The sequence below is a fragment of the Streptococcus mitis genome (assembly GCF_003942765.1).
Classification (GTDB): Bacteria; Bacillota; Bacilli; order Lactobacillales; family Streptococcaceae; genus Streptococcus; species Streptococcus mitis_BE.
The window spans coordinates 515,907-532,134 of the sequence record NZ_RJNW01000001.1; the positions used below are offsets into that span (position 1 = coordinate 515,907).

Sequence of the window (16,228 nt, forward strand, 5' to 3'; positions counted from 1 at the left end):
AAAAAACAAAAGGAGTTTAATATGAAAAAGGTTTTACTTGCTAGTGCAGTTGCCTTATCTATTTTAGGATACACTCAAACAACTGCCCAAGCTCAAGAAAATAAAGCAGAGTCAGTACGAGAAAATGTAACAATTCCTCATTCAAGTACTTCAAAAATCGAAAACCAAGAAAAATCGAAAGAGAAGGTCGAAAAAACAGACAATTCTTCTAAAATTGATGATAAAGAAGAAAAAATAGAGAAAAAAAATCCTGCTACAGAAGAGAAGAAGTCTGAAGTAAAAAAAGAAGAAAAAGTTGAAAAAGTCAAAGAAGGTTGGCAGGAAGAAAATAATAACTGGCGCTTTTACGAACACAACAAACCTGTTACTAACTGGAAAAAAATCCAAGGAAAGTGGTACTACTTCAACAACGATGGAAATCGACTAAGCAATACAACCTTTGATGGTTATGTATTCAATAAAGATGGAGTAATGGCTGAGAACGGTTGGAACTTTATCAATGGAAAGTGGTACTTTGCTAGTTCTTCAGGAAAAATTTCTCAAAATAAATGGGAAAAAATTGGTGGTGCTTGGTATTACTTTGACAAAGATGGAATCATGCTTAGTAATACTACTTTTGACAGCTACTTACTGACTAAAAGTGGTGCTATGGCCACAAACAGCTGGGCAAAAATCGACCAAAATTGGTACTATGCAACATCCTCTGGAAAAATTTCTCAGAATAAATGGGAAAAAATTAATGGTATTTGGTACTATTTTGACAAAACAGGTATTATGTTCAGTAACAAATGGCAAGGTAATTATTATCTAAAATCAAGTGGTGCCATGGCTGAAAAAGAGTGGATTTTTGATAAGACCTACAATAGCTGGTTCTACCTAAAAGAGAATGGAACATTTGCAAACCGAGAATGGATTGGAGCTTACTATCTCAAATCTGGTGGTTATATGGCCAAGAATGAGTGGATTTTTGATAAGTACTATAATTCTTGGTATTATCTAAAAGAAAACGGACAATATGTCACTAATATTTATAAAATCTCCGGAAAAGATCATATCTTTAAAAATGATGGTAGGTGGGTTAGTGAAGTTCCTGAGGGTTTTGTAAAAGGCCAATACAGTAGAACCATCTTTTTAGATCCTGGACATGGTGGAAGAGACTCAGGTGCATACTATTACAATGTCGCTGAAAAAGACCTCAACATGCAGGTGTATCGTAAATTACGCAAAAAGTTAGAAGAACTTGGCTACAAAGTTCTTACTTCACGTGATAGTGATATTGATGTAGATTTTGTTACAGAACGTTCTCGTATGGTTAACAAGACTAACTCTGATATCTTTATTAGTATTCACTTCAATGCGACTGGCAGCGCGTACTCTAGAGCTAGTGGAATTCAAACCTATTCCTATAGTGATGATCCTGATTATCCAAGTAAAATCAACCCATACTGGCATAACCATCCTGACCGTATGAGTGAGAGCAAGCGCCTCGCAGCAGCTATCCACTCTTCATTGTTAGCTGAGACTGGTGCTAAAGATGCTGGTTTATTGGAAAGAAGCTTTGCCGTTCTTCGAGAAACTGCTAAACCAGCCGTCCTCCTAGAGCTTGGTTATATAGATAATTTCGCTGAAAATCAACAGATTCGAGATAGCCACTATCAAGATAAGCTTGTAGCAGGTATCGTGAAAGGAATTCAAAAATATTACGCTGGTAAGTAAAAAAGGGTCTCGAGAAACCTCGAGGCCTTTTCTATTTGTCTTCTTTTGTATCTTTATCATGAAAGAGATAACCAATACCAATGCAAGCTAGTACGCCCGCTCCAATTACCAAGCCACTTGAAATTGGCAAAAGGTCCAAAATTGCATTTGCGATGATAAAGGCAATAATTAAACACATCAGACTAGCCTTGTAATCCTTTTTCAAAAGATTCTCTAGTGTGAAAAAGAGGAACAGCCCTACCGGAATCAATGACCAGAGGTTGACATTTAAACTTGGCCATCCAACAGAACCAAAATACACTACTGTCGCTGCTGCTACTAAAAATACAATCCCTAATAATTTTTTCATTTGTTTATCTCCAATTTCTTTTTTAGGAACTTGAGTTATCTGATAGTGACGCCTCACGTCCCTTACAAAAATCATTATAGCAGAGGTTAATTTCAAGAACAAGCTCTTTTGTCTATCTGGTCTCTATCTCGGTCTAAATGGTTCAATAGTTAAAATGAAAGAAAAAGAAGCCCTAATCAGCTTCTTCATTCTAGTGATTGCAACAGTATCTCTGAACTAAAACAATCGAAAGTTAGATTCTAAACTAGTTTTTCTAGTTCGTATTTTTCTTTTCCTTAGATTCTAGAGAAGTTTTGATTGCTTCGCGTTCAGCCTGTAGTTGAGCTAAATTCTTCTCCTCTTCCTCAAGTTTACTAGTATCTGGTTTTACACGATAATAAACATCTTCTGGTTTCGACAACATCGCTTCATACTGCTGTCCTGCAAACAGTCTATCCTCGTCATGATTACTTTTATCTGTCAGTTTTCCATCATCACCAGGTTTCATGACAACTCCACTTGGTACGGCAACTACCACAAATCCTCCTGCAACTGAATCTTTTACCCAAGCACTAATAAAAACTGTTTCTGGATTTTGACTATTTTTTCCACCTGATGCTTTCAATTCGACAATAGATTCATTCTTTTGACCATTCGACAGCCAAGAGGAACGCATTTCCCCAGACTCATTAATAACATATTCATTACCGGAAGCTGTACGCCATGTACCTTTCAAACTAGATAAATCATTATTTCTTAGTGATTCAATATCCAGTTTCGGAACAGCAGTTTCTTCTTTTAGCTTGCTAACAAGTGCTTCTGCTTCAGTAATCTTGGTGTCTAAATCAGTCAGTTGATCCTTGAGTTTATGTATCTCCTCCTCTTTAACTTTGGTATCTTTATCGCTTTTAGCCTGACTTCTGCTATCTTTAACAGAAACCGTTGATGATACTTGCTTTGAATCTTTCTTTCCATTAAATCTAAATAAGAAGATCGATGCTACTATCAAGACGACTAAAACTGAAAGTATAACTCCCATCAGCATTTGAATTTTTCGAACTTTTTTCATTATTTTCTCCTTTTTTACCCACTAATCTATATTTGTTGGCTAAACTAATCCATCGCTATGAGGGTGCTTTCTTATGTAGATAGCTGCATAAAGCGCATCTACTATTACAGCTGGCAGGGTCAAAGTAAATAAAATTCCCAATAAAACACCAAAAGCAATCTGAATATGACCTGTTAGGAGGGCGGGAATGATTGTTGCCCCCGCAAAAGCTACGGCAAAATTATTCCACCATGTTTTCTTTCTACTTCCCCCTTTTACTTGATTAAAGGCCCAGACTTTCCCCTGATTCTTTGGCAGATAATACCAAGCATAAAGACCGCATGCAAAGATAAAAAGAAGTAATATAAAGATAACATAAAATGGAGTGAGAGGGGCTTGATATATCACCTTGGCTCCTATAGGACTGCCGTCTGAAATAACCATTAACAAACCAATAAAATCTAAACCTATCACTAAGCTTAACACTGTGAGGGCTATTAAATAATATGTTAAAGTCTTCCAGGCGTTTACCAAATAGTGAATAAAAGAAATGATAATACCAAGTATATTCACAAGACCGCAAAACAAAGAAAGCCCTTTAAAGATACCTAGATTATCTTCATAACTTCCAACCAAATACATAAAACCGCTTAATGCCAAACCAATCCATGGATATAACTTAATATAAACTAAACTAACACCATCTGTAATCAAAGGCCCGTGGTATCTTTCTCTTTCTATATCAGTAATCTTTGCTTTATTTTTTCTATTTTTCTTTACCATCAACTCCACTCCTGTCGTTTGCAAGCCTTAACCAATTTCATATATATTTTATGAAGACATCCTTAGCTGCATCTGTTATAGAGAAAGGATAACTCTTAAAATAAACTGGGACATCTATAAAACATTTCCAGCATATCCTCTATAAGCTCCTAATATGAAGGATATACTTTTTGACAAATCTGTTCGACTGATACATTTCCCAACCCACTCAATACATGCAGTGACTAAATTTTAATTCCACATTTACCACCCAAATATTTCTTCAATAGACTGAATACCTGAAAAAGTCTCTTTTAACACACCTACTTTTATATCTGTATAGACTTTCCCATCAGAGATTGTGGTGAAAAAGAAGGGAGGGGTCAACTCACAATGTCCCTGATAATAGATATAACCTGCTAAGAAGCTTATCCCCTCTTTCACTGACTCATCATCTGGTTCTAAAATTCTAGTTGAAACAGTATTTAAAACTTGAAACAGACTGTGATACAAAAAGTCTTCTGGCAAAGCATCTTCAATATACTCTTCTTCTACTGGGATAAACAGTTCCATCAACACATCTTGATTTTCTTCTAACTTGGAATTAATCGTATAAAAGAAAGGTCCTCGAAGCGTATATCCTGCTTCTCTTACTTCTTCTAAAAAAGAGTTATAAGTGTCTGGCATCTCTTCTTGCGATACTGTATAATACCTTGAGATAACATTTCTATATTGTATATCTTGGTATTCTCCCACGTTTTTAAATAGCATCTGTAATCTCCTTAATTGGGATATTCATTTCAACAAAGTGCTGTCCAAATATTGGGAAAATAGACAGAAAAACTGTATCTCCCAGCATTTCTAATCCCTCATCATGAATATACTGCTTCATTTCTTCAATTTTTGGAAGGAAATGTTCATCAAATGGAGTTACCTCAGAGACACACTGCTTAATTGTAAAATGTTCTAGATATTGAAATTCATCATTTCCTTCAATTGGAATGTTTGTCGGAATATAGAACTTAAACGAGGCTTCTCCTGGCTTTCCAAAAGTGCTCAAACATGTTTCAATCGTTGTCGGACCATTTTTATAGACCCCTGTTTCAAATAATAATTTTTCACAACTTTCAATCAAATCTAGAAAAGATTCCATAGGAACTTTTTTCTCTGTATAAGCAATATTGCTGATATCTATTCTAATTAATTTCATTTTATTTCTCCTCTATAAATAAAGTTTTTCGTGCTTTTCTTTTTCCAACCGGTNAATACGCGTGCATACTCAAACCAATAGAAGGGAATACATCCAATACTTACTGCCACAAGACTAGTAACAACATATACCGCCGGTAACATAAATAAACGTGCTATAACTACTACAATTGCTGCTGAACAAACAACAATAACAGAAGGGATATGTAACATTGTCTTCCTGAACTCTCCAGATGGTAAAGTCTTAGCTTTAGGGACAATTAACAACTGGTAAATAAAGGTTAGTAGCTGAAAAATAAGGCTTAGGCTAATCAATACCATGAAGACAAACCAGTAGTCATCTCCCAAAAATATAGAACTCCAGAAAAGAAATTCAATGTGAAAAATTAACACAGACGTAGCCGGAAATATTTGCAATAATTTTGATTTGGAAAACTTTTGAAATAGCAAGAACATGAATAACAAAGCCAATAGATGATAAATGGCAATGTGAAAGATATTCATACTTACATCATGTATCTCACCTTCTATAAAAATAGACACTATAAATATCAGCAAAGTAAACATTACTTCAATTGCAAATGACTTTAAAAAATCAGAGTTTTTTATAGGTCTAGTATCCACAACTGCCATATTCAAAAACTCAATATACTTTTCTTTCATCTTATCCTCCTACAACTTCTGCCCACCATTTTTTAAGCCCTTTAGAAAATCCAGTGTGTTTATCTAGCGCATTCAAGTACTATTTGTAACATCTCACCTTATGGGACTATCTTCATAATTTCATATTGAAGTTGTACTCTGATTTGATTGATAGTAGACTCTTAGTATTCATGGTCTTACTTAACTAATTCCTTCAATTTAAGATCCTAGATATCATCAAAAAAATACAAAAACCTACTGTCCATTATACCATACCACAGATATCTTATGAAAGAGTTCTCAATTTGTTCCAATAAAAAACACTATTTCTAGTGTTTCAGATTAAAGCAAGCACAATAGCTTGCTTGATAGTTAAGGAATTAAAAATTGATTTTCATAGTCTTTTGGGAGCTTATAAGAAATTTCTCCATTACTATTACCAAATCGACTTTGATTAAAAATTGGAAATAGCTTGGAGTCGTACTTAGTTTTTATAGCAAAACGTTCATTTTCAAAACTAATAGTTGCAGCTACTGAGGGATCATCAAAAACCGTTTGTTTACCTTGGGAATGCAAGCGAACGTCTATAGTAGCTACTTCTTCAGGATATTTTTCAAATCGAACATCAAAACGAATGTCGATACCTTCCGAAGGCATGTACATTTGATTGTTACTTACACTGATACTTTGAATCTTTCCTAATTTCTGTTCCAATTCTGGGTCGTTTCTATACAGGTCTGTTTGGATAGCTAGTTTGAAATTTTCCTCATGTTCTTGTAGCCATCTGTTAAGATTACGAATCATATTTTCTTTTTCAACTTTCCTGGAGGCATCCTTGCTCTTGCGATCAAGTTTATTCATAGTTTCAGTCAATTTATCTTGCTCTCGCTTCCAATCCCACGAGGGGTCACTTGATACCTCTACTACTGATAAGTACCATCTCCTCATAGTTTCAGGAGATTTATAAGGATTGGGTTTTATAAATGTAAAAGGACCTATACCAGCATCAGGAAAGTATAATTCTACTTTCATTGACTACTTGCGATTATTATTAGCATAGGCTGTAAAGGAAATATGATAATTTCCACCTACATCTCCACCATTATCAAAGCCTCCCCTCGCAGAACCTGGTAAAAGCGTCACTGACTTTATATATTGCCCTTGACTGTCTATGTCTGCAATAATTTCTCTCTTGATAGAATCTTTATGATCATGAATAAACTTACCAGTGTTCCCAATCGGTATCCTAATTAACAAATATGACAAACCAATAATAATAAAGGGAACGGAAATCGCAAGGAATATCCACTTGTTCGATTTTAACATAAATACCTCCTGATGCTCATTAAAAATCAGTTATAAAACAGCTTTTATAGTGCTTTACCTTTCAACTCGCCTATTACTTTTCTCGATTGAATTCATAAATTCACTTTCCTTTCACTAAATAAAATGCAGCACTGATTTGAACCAATTTTTCTTTAGATTCTATACTTAGTAGGATATCGTATCTGTCATAGTAAGCATATCCAAGACTAACTGAAAGTTTTGTGTCAGAAGGAAGGTTATACTTTTCCACTATTTTTTTATATAACTCAGATTGATTTTCTGACTGGTAAATAATATCACTCAATTCAGTTTCTGCGCTCTTAAATGTTTTTTTCACATCTAAGGAAGCGAAATAATCTCTTGAAACCATTAAGTTTAGAATTTCTTCATCATATAAAGGAGTTATCTCCGCCCCATAATTTAACTTCCCATTAGAATATGTGACCGAAACAGTTTCTTTATCCTCACCAAGTGTTATTGTATAATCACCCTTAATATCAGCTTGATTAATATCTAAGTCCACTTCGTACTTTTTGACTTCAGCTTGATTTTTTATATAAACATCACTAGTGTATGACCTTAGTCCAGTAAACTCCTTCTTGTCTTGCTCTAAAAATTTAAACATAGGCTCAAACGTTTTTTCAAATTCGTACTGTTCCTTTGTTCTGTTTTTTGGAATGGTTTCACCACCCAAACTACATCCAGTCAACGATGCTGCTGTCATAAGTATAACTCCTCCTATCAGTAACCATAAAATTATTTTTATTTTTTTCATCTTTCTTTACTCCGCGATTATAATGTTCAATATTGATTCGTGATTGCGCCTTTAATCAAGCGTTTAGCGCATCAATGCCTTAATCTTAATGTATGTACTCTCACAAACAAAATAATGAACTTGACCTTCTAACATAGTCTCTCTCAGAGGTTTCTTTGTAACAGGTACAACGTTTTGCTTGCAATAAAATATTTATTCCCAGTCTACTATGAATCTCGCAAACCATTTAACAATATTTTTTTAATTTTACTTATCTTAAATTCCTGATGAAAATGTATAACACAAGCAAAAGCAACTAGATATATCATCAAACACAAAAAATCGGTTTCTCTAATATAAGTAACTAAAAAATAAATCCCTAAAATAATAAAAAGAATCTTAATAATAAAAATTGAAATCACCTTTACTAATAGTGTTCTGAGATCTTTTTCCTTCAAAACAACTGTTTTCCAACCAGTTCTCGGATCTTTTTTTCTCACCTTCGATATCATCAACATTCCGCAAACTATCAGAATTCCAATCATTGCAATACCGATATTAATAGGATACGATAATGTCCCAAATGCTGAATTTAAAGCACTTGCAATTCCTTTTAAAAGAAAGACTGCAAGTGGAGCAGCAACCATTATCCAATTGGAAGTATATTTTTGATCTTGATATTGAAATACTGCATTTTCTTCATCAAAATAAATCCATTTTGAATCCAAATAACCAATATATATTTTCATAATTAAAATTTCTCCGTTAATTTATTAATTAAAAACACTACCTAACCCCGAGAAAAATCCATTAACCGCCCTTTAAAAAATTTTTATTTATATATTCTTCAAAATGGAACCTTTTTGTAAAAAATCCGTTCGTATAAAATAGATAAGAAAAACAAACTACATAGTTCATCACTAGTAACAAGAATATACTAGGTCGTGAAAGATATAGAAACATTGAAAAAGAAAACATAACAATAAATAATAAGGTAAATAACACTATGGTTTTGTTATGTTTTTTTACTTGTTTCTTAAATCCGTTAAATTCCGCTCTTGTAAATTCAACCTTTTCAAATTCTGTATTCAAATATAGACGTCTATTATAAACAATCGCAGCAATAATCGAAAGGATAAAGGAAACAAGCAAGAGATAAATACTTAGGACCTCGTTAGATTCAACGCTTTTAAAGAGCCCAATTCCTAGAATATGGTAACCAATGATAGAAGACAAAAATATTTTGGATTCAGATACCTTATGAGCAATAGACTTTTTTAAATCACCTGTGATTAAATCTATATAATAACTATCCTCTTTATAATTGCCTAAGCTAAGCAAAGATTTATAATTATGCATAATTTTTCTCCTTATTATTAAAATACACTACCTAATCCCGAGAAAAATCCATTAACTGCATCTCCCGCACTATCCCATATTTTCTCAGCTGTATCACCAACAGATTTCATCGTATCACCTACTACTTTCTTTGTACCATCCCAAACATCACCAGCAAATTCCACGACTTTATCCCCATATTTATCATATAGATAATCAAATACCATTGACAATCCTACACCAGCAAAGAAACCAATCGGACCACCTACAACACCTAAAGCTAATTGAATCAGGAGATGCCCACCTGTCTTAATTGCTGCATCTCCAACATCTTCGCCACTGTATAACTGTGTGCCAAAATCAATCGCTGATCCCAATCCATATGGTAATGCTTTCGCAAATTTAGCGCTCCCTAAAAATCTATCTAATTTATTCACTAACGGTATTACACAATCTCCAATTTTCTCAATGCTTTCTCCAACCCTTGTAGTCAATCAGCAAGAAAGCCACATCACGTGGGTTGAAGTTGACAGCGAGGGATAGGATATATTTTTTATAAATAGCAGAGCAGATAAATAATCGAAAATATAGAATTTTCAAGGTACTAGAAAGAAAACGTTCTCGTTCTATTATACCACAATATCAAAACAATCCTCGTCCCATAGGAACAAAGCTATATTTTTGTATCATGAATTTAGGCTTATGACCACGCTAATTCATCTTACGAAATGGAACAGACAAAAAACGAGGAGTTTCTTTAATATCAAAGCAGCTCCTCGTTTTTGATTTTTATTTAAAGTATAGTGATTTCTTAAACAATCTCTAAAAATATAGCTTATTCGAATTTTGTTACACTTTTAATGGTTTTAAAGCTTTCAGCAAAAAGACAGAATTAACATTACTACATTCAATATAGATGAACTATGATAGTTACTCCTTTGTAATTCTATTTTATCTCTTTCTTAGGAACCGTGAGTGTTTTCGTCCATTCTCTATAAATTTCTGAAAAACGTTCCTCTTCCTCATCTGAATAGCCTACAAAAACGATTTTGTCAATATTTTCATGTTGAAAGAAAAGCGTTGATTCTGTTTGAAAGCCCATTGGGTACAAAATACCCATATAATCAGCGAATGCTTTTTCTCCAGTTTCCTCGTCGTCAAAGATAACTCCACGACCAATAATCATTAATTTCTGCGTTCCTTCTTGAAGATAGACAATACTACCTAACGGTAATAATTCTTTATTTTTATTATTCATTTTTTAATAACTCCTTGTGTTTTTTTAAATATTTTTTTCCATACCATTCTTCTACTGTTTTCCCTTCCCACTCGCGGTATTCTTCAGGGTATTTCCATTTGTAGTAGCCTTCTAAAAAGAAAGGAAACTCCATAAATACAATCATTGCCAAAAGAGCGATATCCGAGCCTATCCATACCAACAATAATCCTAATAAAGTTAAATGAGGCGAAACAACTATTCCAGTATTGGATAAAATTATCTTTAAAATTACAGCAATCCCTAATACTCCGGAACCATACAAGGCAATAAAACGCACCACTCTATCAACTAGAGTATTCTCACTTATCTCACCAAAAAAACGATTTTTTAAAATTCTACTCTCAGTACGAATAAATAACAAAGCAAGAATAAATAAGAGAAAATAGATACCAGCGATAGCTACTAATGTGAGAGTCGGTAAAGCTACTGTTATTCCTAATAAATTAAACTCTATACCTAACCAAATTAAATATGTTAAAATATGAAATCGATGTCTATATGGACGTATAAATGGCTCTCGAAAAATTTTTCCAACTATAATCAACACAAGCCAAATAAACGAACCAAGCAAGAAAATTTCAGGTGTCAATAGTTGCGGTTTATAAATGGGTAATGTAAGATCCTTAGGATCCGCATTGTTCAAAGAATTAGCAAAAAGTGCTAAAAGAAAGTTTCCACCAAAAACAAAGAAAATACTAAAAAGAATATTCTTAATCCTGAAACCAATACTTGGGATTCCATTATTTAATCCCTTTCCTAAATGTTCATAATACTCTTTCTTTGAATACTGAAGTGGAGCATCATCTAATAAATTTAAACTCTCCTCAAAACTTGCTTTAAATAGTGACTTTTTTGTCATAAGTTTAATTCTCAATCTTATTTTTCTACTAAATCTGAGTGCTTTTTCAAGTATCTCTTTCCATACCACTCTTCTACAGTTTTCCCTTCCCACTCGCGGTATTCTTCAGGATATTTCCATTTATAGTAAGCATAAAGGAAATAAGGAAATTCCATAAAAATAAGCATTGCAATTAAACCAATGTTTAACAAAATCCAACATATGAAGAGACCTAAAAGAGTTACGGAATGTGAGAAATTAATAGAGAAGGCTTTGAAAATATAATTAACAATCACAGCCAAGCCCAATATACCTGCTCCATAAATAGCAATACCTTTGGCAATTTTATCGAGTAAGGTAGGTGCCTTAATTTCTCCGTACATTCGATTTTTCAAACCTTTAAGTTCTATCCTAAACATCCAATAAATTAAGGTTAAAAGAAGACAAACAAGAATATAAATTTCTAATATTGTTAGAAATGGTGATGCTAAACCAATAGCAGCAAGGTCGAACTCTATAACAAACCAAATCAAAAACGTTATGACATGAAAATGAGTTCTATATGGAAGAATAAAAAATGGTTTGAAAAATTTACCAATTAGAACTAAGAGAAGCCATATAAATAACCCGATTATATAAACATGAGCCGTTAAAAAATTATGATTTGAAATGGGAAAGACTAAATCTTTTGGATCACTAGTATAAAGCATTGTTGAAAAAACTAATAATAAAAAGTTGAAGCCAATCGGGAAAATAAGTGTCAATATACCATATAAAACAGCATTTTTAAAATAGTCAAATACATTCCTTGGAGGTTTGGACATTTTTTTATCTTGTTCCTTCAATTGATACTGTAAAAAACCATCATCTAATAAATTTAAACTCTCTTCAAAACTTGCTTTAAAAATTGATTTCTTCATACTTTTCACCCAAATCCTATTTTAATAACTCCTTGTGTTTTTTTAAATATTTTTTCCCATACCACTCTTCCACAGATTTGCCTTCCCACTCGCGGTATTCTTCGGGATATTTCCATTTATAGTAGGCTTGAAGGAAATAAGGTAAACCTATGAAAGCAACTACAGCAACCAGTATAACATTACAAAAAATCCATAATAGCAAGAAACCAAATGCCTTTATTGAGCTTGACATATCTACTGTAAAGATTCCTAAAATACGCTTTATGATAATACCTGCTCCTAAAATCCCCATACCATAGAGAGAGATCATTTTTGCAATCTTATTACGGAAAGTATTTCCCGAAACCTCACCATACATGAGTCGTCTTAATCCTCTTAACTCAATATTCCATATCGCATAAGTGACAATCATAATGATTCCATAGATGCCAATCATTTCCCAAGTTGCCAGATTTGCTAATAGAATATCAAACACGATTAAATCAATTTCCAATAAGAACCAAATCATAAATGTAAAAGTATGAAACTGATAGCGGTATGGTAAAAGATAGACTCTTTTAATAAACTTTCCGAGTATGACTAAGAATAGCCAAATTAGAAGTAATATCAAAAAAACATTTACCGTTAATGACTCGTGCTTGGCTATTGGAAGAGTTAAAGTGTCACTTTCATGGAACTCCATAGATACAATAAGCAATAGAAAGTTAAAACCAATAGGAAAAATAAGGGATAAAATAAAACTTTTGATACAGAACCAAAGAGAGGCTCTCCCTTTTTTAAAATAGTTAGCCGTCTTATCATGTTGCTCTTGCTGTAACTTTCGAAGTCCATCATCTTCTAGATTAAGACTTTCTTCAAAACTTGCTTTAAAAATTGATTTCTTTTTCATTTTTTTACCCAAATCCTAATACCTTACCGATTCCACCAATTCCCTTAGAAACCTCATTTGCAAATCCTTCAATTCCTTTTCCAACATTATTGATAATATTTTTTGTTCCCTGCACTGGATCATCAAAAATTTAGGCTCAAGCCACTTAATTCCTTGAATTGCAGCTCCAACGAAGAATCCAACAGCCATCCCAACAGGTCCACCTCCTATTGCTCCTCCGATGGTTGCACCTTCTAATGGACCAACGCTAGCTATGGCTGAAAGTCCACCTTTCCCAGCAGCTTTTCCTATATCCTTAGTTTTGCTATATTCGTCTACTTCACTAGAAATCGCTGTAATCCCAAGATCAACAAACGTCATTACTGTACCTACCTTCCCCTATAGAAAAAACTTCATTAGAACTTCCAGCAAATAGATTTAACTTGCGAAGCTTCATTTCTTTGTCCAGTTAAAGAATCCATGCGATTTAAAAGACTACTTAAAGTGCTTGTACTTGTAGATTCGTCTCCAACCATTGCATAGTACATCCATCTAATACCGTGAAGACTAGCTTCAAGGCTACGAATTTCACTTTCAAGTACCTCTGAATCAAGATCCTCACCGCCAACTTCTGATTGATATTTTGATGGTAGCTTTGGAACAGCTTCACTTACCAGTTCTGTATACATGATGGCTCCCTTGAGCAAGGGAGTGATTACATTCATACCATATTGTTTACCACTATCATAGGCTGCCCCTTGCAAATCTCCTGCATTATCAAATGCTGATAATGCAGAAATTCCTTGATTGTAGAATGCTATTCTAGCTTCCCCTACCCTTGTAGTCAATCAGCAAGAAAACCACATCATGAAGGTGGAACTTGACGGCAAGAGACAGGATATTTTTTTGTAAATAGCAGAGCAGATAAGCAAGCCAAAAATATAGAATTTTCAAGGTACTAGAAAAAATATTCTTGTCCCATTATACCATATGCGTGATACCGTGAAAAGATGAGAAATACAAAAGAAAACCACCTGAAATAAATTCAGGTGGTTAATGAAATTTTACAGTTAGTTGAAGAAACTTTCAATCCAACCACTTATATTGTTTAACAATATTTCTAGCTGGCCAATAAGTCCATCCATCTCTAAAGCTTTATTCTCATACTCATTAATTTTTATGAGTAACTCGTCAATATTTTCGTCCATAGCCTTAATACTAGAATTAAAATATGAAATCAGATCACCTGTGGGTGTAACAAATTTCGTATCATGCAAATTTCCAGTCCAAGAATCATCATATTCATCTTTTTTAGAAGCTACAGCTTTTTTTTGCTTAACAAATTCACTTTTAATTTTCCGTAACTCGTCATATATTTCCTTGACTTTTTTTGCCTCTTCTAAATAACTTTCTTTTTTTGATTGAGCTGAACTAATCTGCGATTGAATTGCAGCTTCTTGAATAGCATTTGACATAATTCCTCCCCTTAAATTTACTATTTATAAATTGCATCCAATAGAAATACTAATGTCAACAAGATGGGTGCTAAAATTAATGCTGCCATACATATCCATACTTGATGCTTATACACTACTTCCATACCACTGTATCTCTCAACAAAGGACTCTTTGGGACAAGCCGGATTATACCAAACCGTCATCTTTGAGCCCTTTGGAAAAGCATCTTCCAAGACACGTGTAACAGAAACGACCGAATTTCTATAAATTGTTATCTTTTGAGCTAATAACTCCGACCTAGAAGTGGCTTGTACACTCTTCCAAGGAACTGATACGAGAATAACTCTATGGTAATCCAAATTTCTTTGATAAGTTCGCCCATCAACTTTATATTCAACAATTGGAGGACCTGCTGGTTTTGAATACTTGTATCCTACTACAACTCCCTCAACACATGCAGTAGATAAATTTTTAATCCTTAGTTCTCTTTTGTAAAAATAACGGAAAAAGAAAAGTACAGATGAGCAGAGTAATAAAAATGCAAATAGCAACAAAAAATAAAGCTTCAAATCTGTCATATAGTTCTCCTACTTCATCTGAATATCTGATATACTTAGGTTCACTTCTTCTACTTCAACAATACTAACGTCTGACATCTATACCTCATCTCTTTAACAAATAAGCAAGCACTACAATAGCATAGGTCATGATTAACAATATAGCACTACCGATGCCAAACCATTTATAAAGCTTGTTAATCCCACAGTATCGTTCCACATAAGCCCTGTTTGGTTTTTCAGGATCATACCATACCGTCATCTTCGAATAGACTGGAAAATGCGTACGCATTAAGTTATTAAACGATATAAAGGAATTACGATAAAAAGTGAGTGAATTCGCCAACATATCCTCTCTTGTAAAGTTATCAGATGCACTTATAGGCCCCCATGGAAGCGAAACCGTTTTGATTATAAAATACCGTAATGGCTTGCTATAAGTAGTTCCGTTAACCGTATATTCAACAATCGGAGGATTCCCAGCCTGAAAATTACTATAGCCCACAACTGTTCCCTTAACAGACGATTTGGCAAGACGTACCATCTTTTTATCACGAAAATAAAGATAGAAATACGTACCAGATAAAAAAATCAAGGATAAAAGAATAACGATAGTAGCAAATAAAAATAAAATGGTTTCTGTTGTCACATTCAATTCCTATCTTATTCTACACTCTTCACATCGGACATTGAAAGTGTCATCTTGGATGGTTCTGACATCGAATCAACAACCTCCAATTGCTCTGAATTAAGTGGTAACAAAATTAATGTAGTTGTGTAAGAAGGTAACTCACCACTATCCTTGATAGTATAGCTAATCTTTTGATTATCAAAAATAGTTTTGCCATCATAGGACCAGCTTAGTGAAAACTCCAAATCTTTTTTGATATCTACGTCAGTTTTATTGACGAGCATCAGTGCTGCCCTACCATCTGAGACTGCTCCTGTATAGTAGATAGCCATATTTCCCTTACTACCTAGTTCGGGGTGTTCCTTAGTCAATTTTTTTCCAAGTTCAATTAAATCAGATGTTTTACCTTCATATTGAGGTGCAACTACAAATTTCAATTCTTTCTCCTCCTTGATAATCGTCTCATTTTTACTAGTATCTTTTTCTTCTATTTTATTTCCATTAGAGCAGCCTCCAAGCATCAACAATAGAATAATAACAAATAGCTTCTTCATT

22 protein-coding genes are annotated in these 16,228 nt (G+C 33.7%); 1 reads left to right on the forward strand and 21 read right to left on the reverse strand.

Annotation, left to right across the window (positions count from 1 at the left end):
• Nucleotides 1-21 precede the first annotated feature (21 nt).
• Nucleotides 22-1,716: an N-acetylmuramoyl-L-alanine amidase gene (locus D8849_RS02760; protein ID WP_125386120.1), complete on the forward strand. Its 1,695-nt coding sequence runs from the start codon at nt 22-24 to the stop codon at nt 1,714-1,716.
• 31 nt (nt 1,717-1,747) lie between these two features.
• Here the strand turns inward: D8849_RS02760 and D8849_RS02765 are convergent, their stop codons facing one another.
• The 21 genes from D8849_RS02765 to D8849_RS02860 all read right to left on the reverse strand — a co-directional run bounded on the left by D8849_RS02765 (nt 1,748) and on the right by D8849_RS02860 (nt 16,227).
• Nucleotides 1,748-2,065: a hypothetical protein gene (locus D8849_RS02765; RefSeq protein WP_125386121.1), complete on the reverse strand. Its 318-nt coding sequence runs from the start codon at nt 2,063-2,065 to the stop codon at nt 1,748-1,750.
• A 253-nt stretch (nt 2,066-2,318) separates the two neighbouring features.
• Complete coding sequence (locus D8849_RS02770) at nt 2,319-3,113, reverse strand: DUF6287 domain-containing protein (RefSeq protein ID WP_239822562.1); 795 nt, start codon at nt 3,111-3,113, stop codon at nt 2,319-2,321.
• 39 nt (nt 3,114-3,152) lie between these two features.
• The gene (locus D8849_RS02775) at nt 3,153-3,875 is read right to left on the reverse strand and encodes a hypothetical protein (RefSeq protein ID WP_125386122.1); all 723 of its coding nucleotides are present in this window, start codon (nt 3,873-3,875) and stop codon (nt 3,153-3,155) included.
• Between the two features lie 243 nt (nt 3,876-4,118).
• A complete protein-coding gene (locus D8849_RS02780) occupies nt 4,119-4,625 on the reverse strand; it encodes a DUF5085 family protein (RefSeq protein ID WP_042750354.1) in 507 nt (168 codons plus the stop codon).
• Nucleotides 4,615-5,064: a hypothetical protein gene (locus tag D8849_RS02785; protein WP_033682145.1), complete on the reverse strand. Its 450-nt coding sequence runs from the start codon at nt 5,062-5,064 to the stop codon at nt 4,615-4,617. The genes D8849_RS02780 and D8849_RS02785 overlap by 11 nt, the downstream gene beginning before the upstream one ends.
• A 1,013-nt stretch (nt 5,065-6,077) precedes the next feature.
• Nucleotides 6,078-6,737: a hypothetical protein gene (locus D8849_RS02795; protein ID WP_260467561.1), complete on the reverse strand. Its 660-nt coding sequence runs from the start codon at nt 6,735-6,737 to the stop codon at nt 6,078-6,080.
• Nucleotides 6,738-6,740: 3 nt separating this feature from the next.
• Nucleotides 6,741-7,031, reverse strand: a complete 291-nt coding sequence (locus tag D8849_RS10595; protein ID WP_260467562.1) for a hypothetical protein — start codon at nt 7,029-7,031, stop codon at nt 6,741-6,743.
• A 100-nt stretch (nt 7,032-7,131) separates the two neighbouring features.
• Nucleotides 7,132-7,755 (reverse strand): hypothetical protein, encoded by a 624-nt coding sequence (locus tag D8849_RS02800; RefSeq protein ID WP_419991693.1) that lies wholly within the window; start codon nt 7,753-7,755, stop codon nt 7,132-7,134.
• Between the two features lie 257 nt (nt 7,756-8,012).
• Nucleotides 8,013-8,534, reverse strand: coding sequence for a hypothetical protein (locus D8849_RS02805; protein ID WP_125386125.1), 522 nt, complete (start codon nt 8,532-8,534; stop codon nt 8,013-8,015).
• 61 nt (nt 8,535-8,595) lie between these two features.
• Nucleotides 8,596-9,144 (reverse strand): hypothetical protein, encoded by a 549-nt coding sequence (locus D8849_RS02810; RefSeq protein WP_125386126.1) that lies wholly within the window; start codon nt 9,142-9,144, stop codon nt 8,596-8,598.
• Between the two features lie 17 nt (nt 9,145-9,161).
• Entirely contained in the window at nt 9,162-9,560 is a 399-nt protein-coding gene (locus tag D8849_RS10600) for a hypothetical protein (RefSeq protein ID WP_260467563.1), read from the reverse strand.
• Nucleotides 9,561-10,069: 509 nt separating this feature from the next.
• Entirely contained in the window at nt 10,070-10,381 is a 312-nt protein-coding gene (locus D8849_RS02820; RefSeq protein ID WP_125386127.1) for a DUF4176 domain-containing protein, read from the reverse strand.
• Nucleotides 10,374-11,261, reverse strand: coding sequence for a hypothetical protein (locus D8849_RS02825; protein WP_125386128.1), 888 nt, complete (start codon nt 11,259-11,261; stop codon nt 10,374-10,376). Before D8849_RS02825 ends, D8849_RS02820 begins: the two co-directional genes overlap by 8 nt.
• 17 nt (nt 11,262-11,278) lie before the next feature.
• A complete protein-coding gene (locus D8849_RS02830; protein ID WP_125386129.1) occupies nt 11,279-12,160 on the reverse strand; it encodes a hypothetical protein in 882 nt (293 codons plus the stop codon).
• A gap of 16 nt (nt 12,161-12,176) precedes the next feature.
• Complete coding sequence (locus D8849_RS02835; RefSeq protein ID WP_125386130.1) at nt 12,177-13,049, reverse strand: hypothetical protein; 873 nt, start codon at nt 13,047-13,049, stop codon at nt 12,177-12,179.
• 15 nt (nt 13,050-13,064) lie between these two features.
• Nucleotides 13,065-13,409: a hypothetical protein gene (locus tag D8849_RS10605; protein ID WP_260467564.1), complete on the reverse strand. Its 345-nt coding sequence runs from the start codon at nt 13,407-13,409 to the stop codon at nt 13,065-13,067.
• A gap of 35 nt (nt 13,410-13,444) precedes the next feature.
• Nucleotides 13,445-13,876 (reverse strand): hypothetical protein, encoded by a 432-nt coding sequence (locus D8849_RS10610; protein ID WP_260467565.1) that lies wholly within the window; start codon nt 13,874-13,876, stop codon nt 13,445-13,447.
• Nucleotides 13,877-14,098: 222 nt separating this feature from the next.
• On the reverse strand, nt 14,099-14,503 hold the full coding sequence (locus D8849_RS02845) for a DUF5082 family protein (RefSeq protein ID WP_125386131.1): 405 nt from the start codon (nt 14,501-14,503) through the stop codon (nt 14,099-14,101).
• Nucleotides 14,504-14,523: 20 nt separating this feature from the next.
• Nucleotides 14,524-15,063, reverse strand: coding sequence for a DUF3592 domain-containing protein (locus tag D8849_RS02850; protein ID WP_125386132.1), 540 nt, complete (start codon nt 15,061-15,063; stop codon nt 14,524-14,526).
• Between the two features lie 85 nt (nt 15,064-15,148).
• Nucleotides 15,149-15,691, reverse strand: a complete 543-nt coding sequence (locus tag D8849_RS02855; protein ID WP_125386133.1) for a DUF3592 domain-containing protein — start codon at nt 15,689-15,691, stop codon at nt 15,149-15,151.
• A 14-nt stretch (nt 15,692-15,705) separates the two neighbouring features.
• A complete protein-coding gene (locus tag D8849_RS02860; RefSeq protein WP_125386134.1) occupies nt 15,706-16,227 on the reverse strand; it encodes a hypothetical protein in 522 nt (173 codons plus the stop codon).
• Nucleotide 16,228 lies beyond the last annotated feature (1 nt).

Excerpts from the sequence above, each read along its gene's own strand:
- D8849_RS02760 (WP_125386120.1), top strand. The coding sequence starts at position 22 with ATGAAAAAGGTTTTACTTGCTAGTGCAGTTGCCTTATCTATTTTAGGA.
- D8849_RS02765 (WP_125386121.1), bottom strand. The coding sequence starts at position 2,065 with ATGAAAAAATTATTAGGGATTGTATTTTTAGTAGCAGCAGCGACAGTA.
- D8849_RS02770 (WP_239822562.1), bottom strand. The coding sequence starts at position 3,113 with ATGAAAAAAGTTCGAAAAATTCAAATGCTGATGGGAGTTATACTTTCA.
- D8849_RS02775 (WP_125386122.1), bottom strand. The coding sequence starts at position 3,875 with ATGGTAAAGAAAAATAGAAAAAATAAAGCAAAGATTACTGATATAGAA.
- D8849_RS02780 (WP_042750354.1), bottom strand. The coding sequence starts at position 4,625 with ATGCTATTTAAAAACGTGGGAGAATACCAAGATATACAATATAGAAAT.
- D8849_RS02785 (WP_033682145.1), bottom strand. The coding sequence starts at position 5,064 with ATGAAATTAATTAGAATAGATATCAGCAATATTGCTTATACAGAGAAA.
- D8849_RS02795 (WP_260467561.1), bottom strand. The coding sequence starts at position 6,737 with ATGAAAGTAGAATTATACTTTCCTGATGCTGGTATAGGTCCTTTTACA.
- D8849_RS10595 (WP_260467562.1), bottom strand. The coding sequence starts at position 7,031 with ATGTTAAAATCGAACAAGTGGATATTCCTTGCGATTTCCGTTCCCTTT.
- D8849_RS02800 (WP_419991693.1), bottom strand. The coding sequence starts at position 7,755 with ATGACAGCAGCATCGTTGACTGGATGTAGTTTGGGTGGTGAAACCATT.
- D8849_RS02805 (WP_125386125.1), bottom strand. The coding sequence starts at position 8,534 with ATGAAAATATATATTGGTTATTTGGATTCAAAATGGATTTATTTTGAT.
- D8849_RS02810 (WP_125386126.1), bottom strand. The coding sequence starts at position 9,144 with ATGCATAATTATAAATCTTTGCTTAGCTTAGGCAATTATAAAGAGGAT.
- D8849_RS02820 (WP_125386127.1), bottom strand. The coding sequence starts at position 10,381 with ATGAATAATAAAAATAAAGAATTATTACCGTTAGGTAGTATTGTCTAT.
- D8849_RS02825 (WP_125386128.1), bottom strand. The coding sequence starts at position 11,261 with ATGACAAAAAAGTCACTATTTAAAGCAAGTTTTGAGGAGAGTTTAAAT.
- D8849_RS02830 (WP_125386129.1), bottom strand. The coding sequence starts at position 12,160 with ATGAAGAAATCAATTTTTAAAGCAAGTTTTGAAGAGAGTTTAAATTTA.
- D8849_RS02835 (WP_125386130.1), bottom strand. The coding sequence starts at position 13,049 with ATGAAAAAGAAATCAATTTTTAAAGCAAGTTTTGAAGAAAGTCTTAAT.
- D8849_RS10605 (WP_260467564.1), bottom strand. The coding sequence starts at position 13,409 with ATGACGTTTGTTGATCTTGGGATTACAGCGATTTCTAGTGAAGTAGAC.
- D8849_RS02845 (WP_125386131.1), bottom strand. The coding sequence starts at position 14,503 with ATGTCAAATGCTATTCAAGAAGCTGCAATTCAATCGCAGATTAGTTCA.
- D8849_RS02850 (WP_125386132.1), bottom strand. The coding sequence starts at position 15,063 with ATGACAGATTTGAAGCTTTATTTTTTGTTGCTATTTGCATTTTTATTA.
- D8849_RS02860 (WP_125386134.1), bottom strand. The coding sequence starts at position 16,227 with ATGAAGAAGCTATTTGTTATTATTCTATTGTTGATGCTTGGAGGCTGC.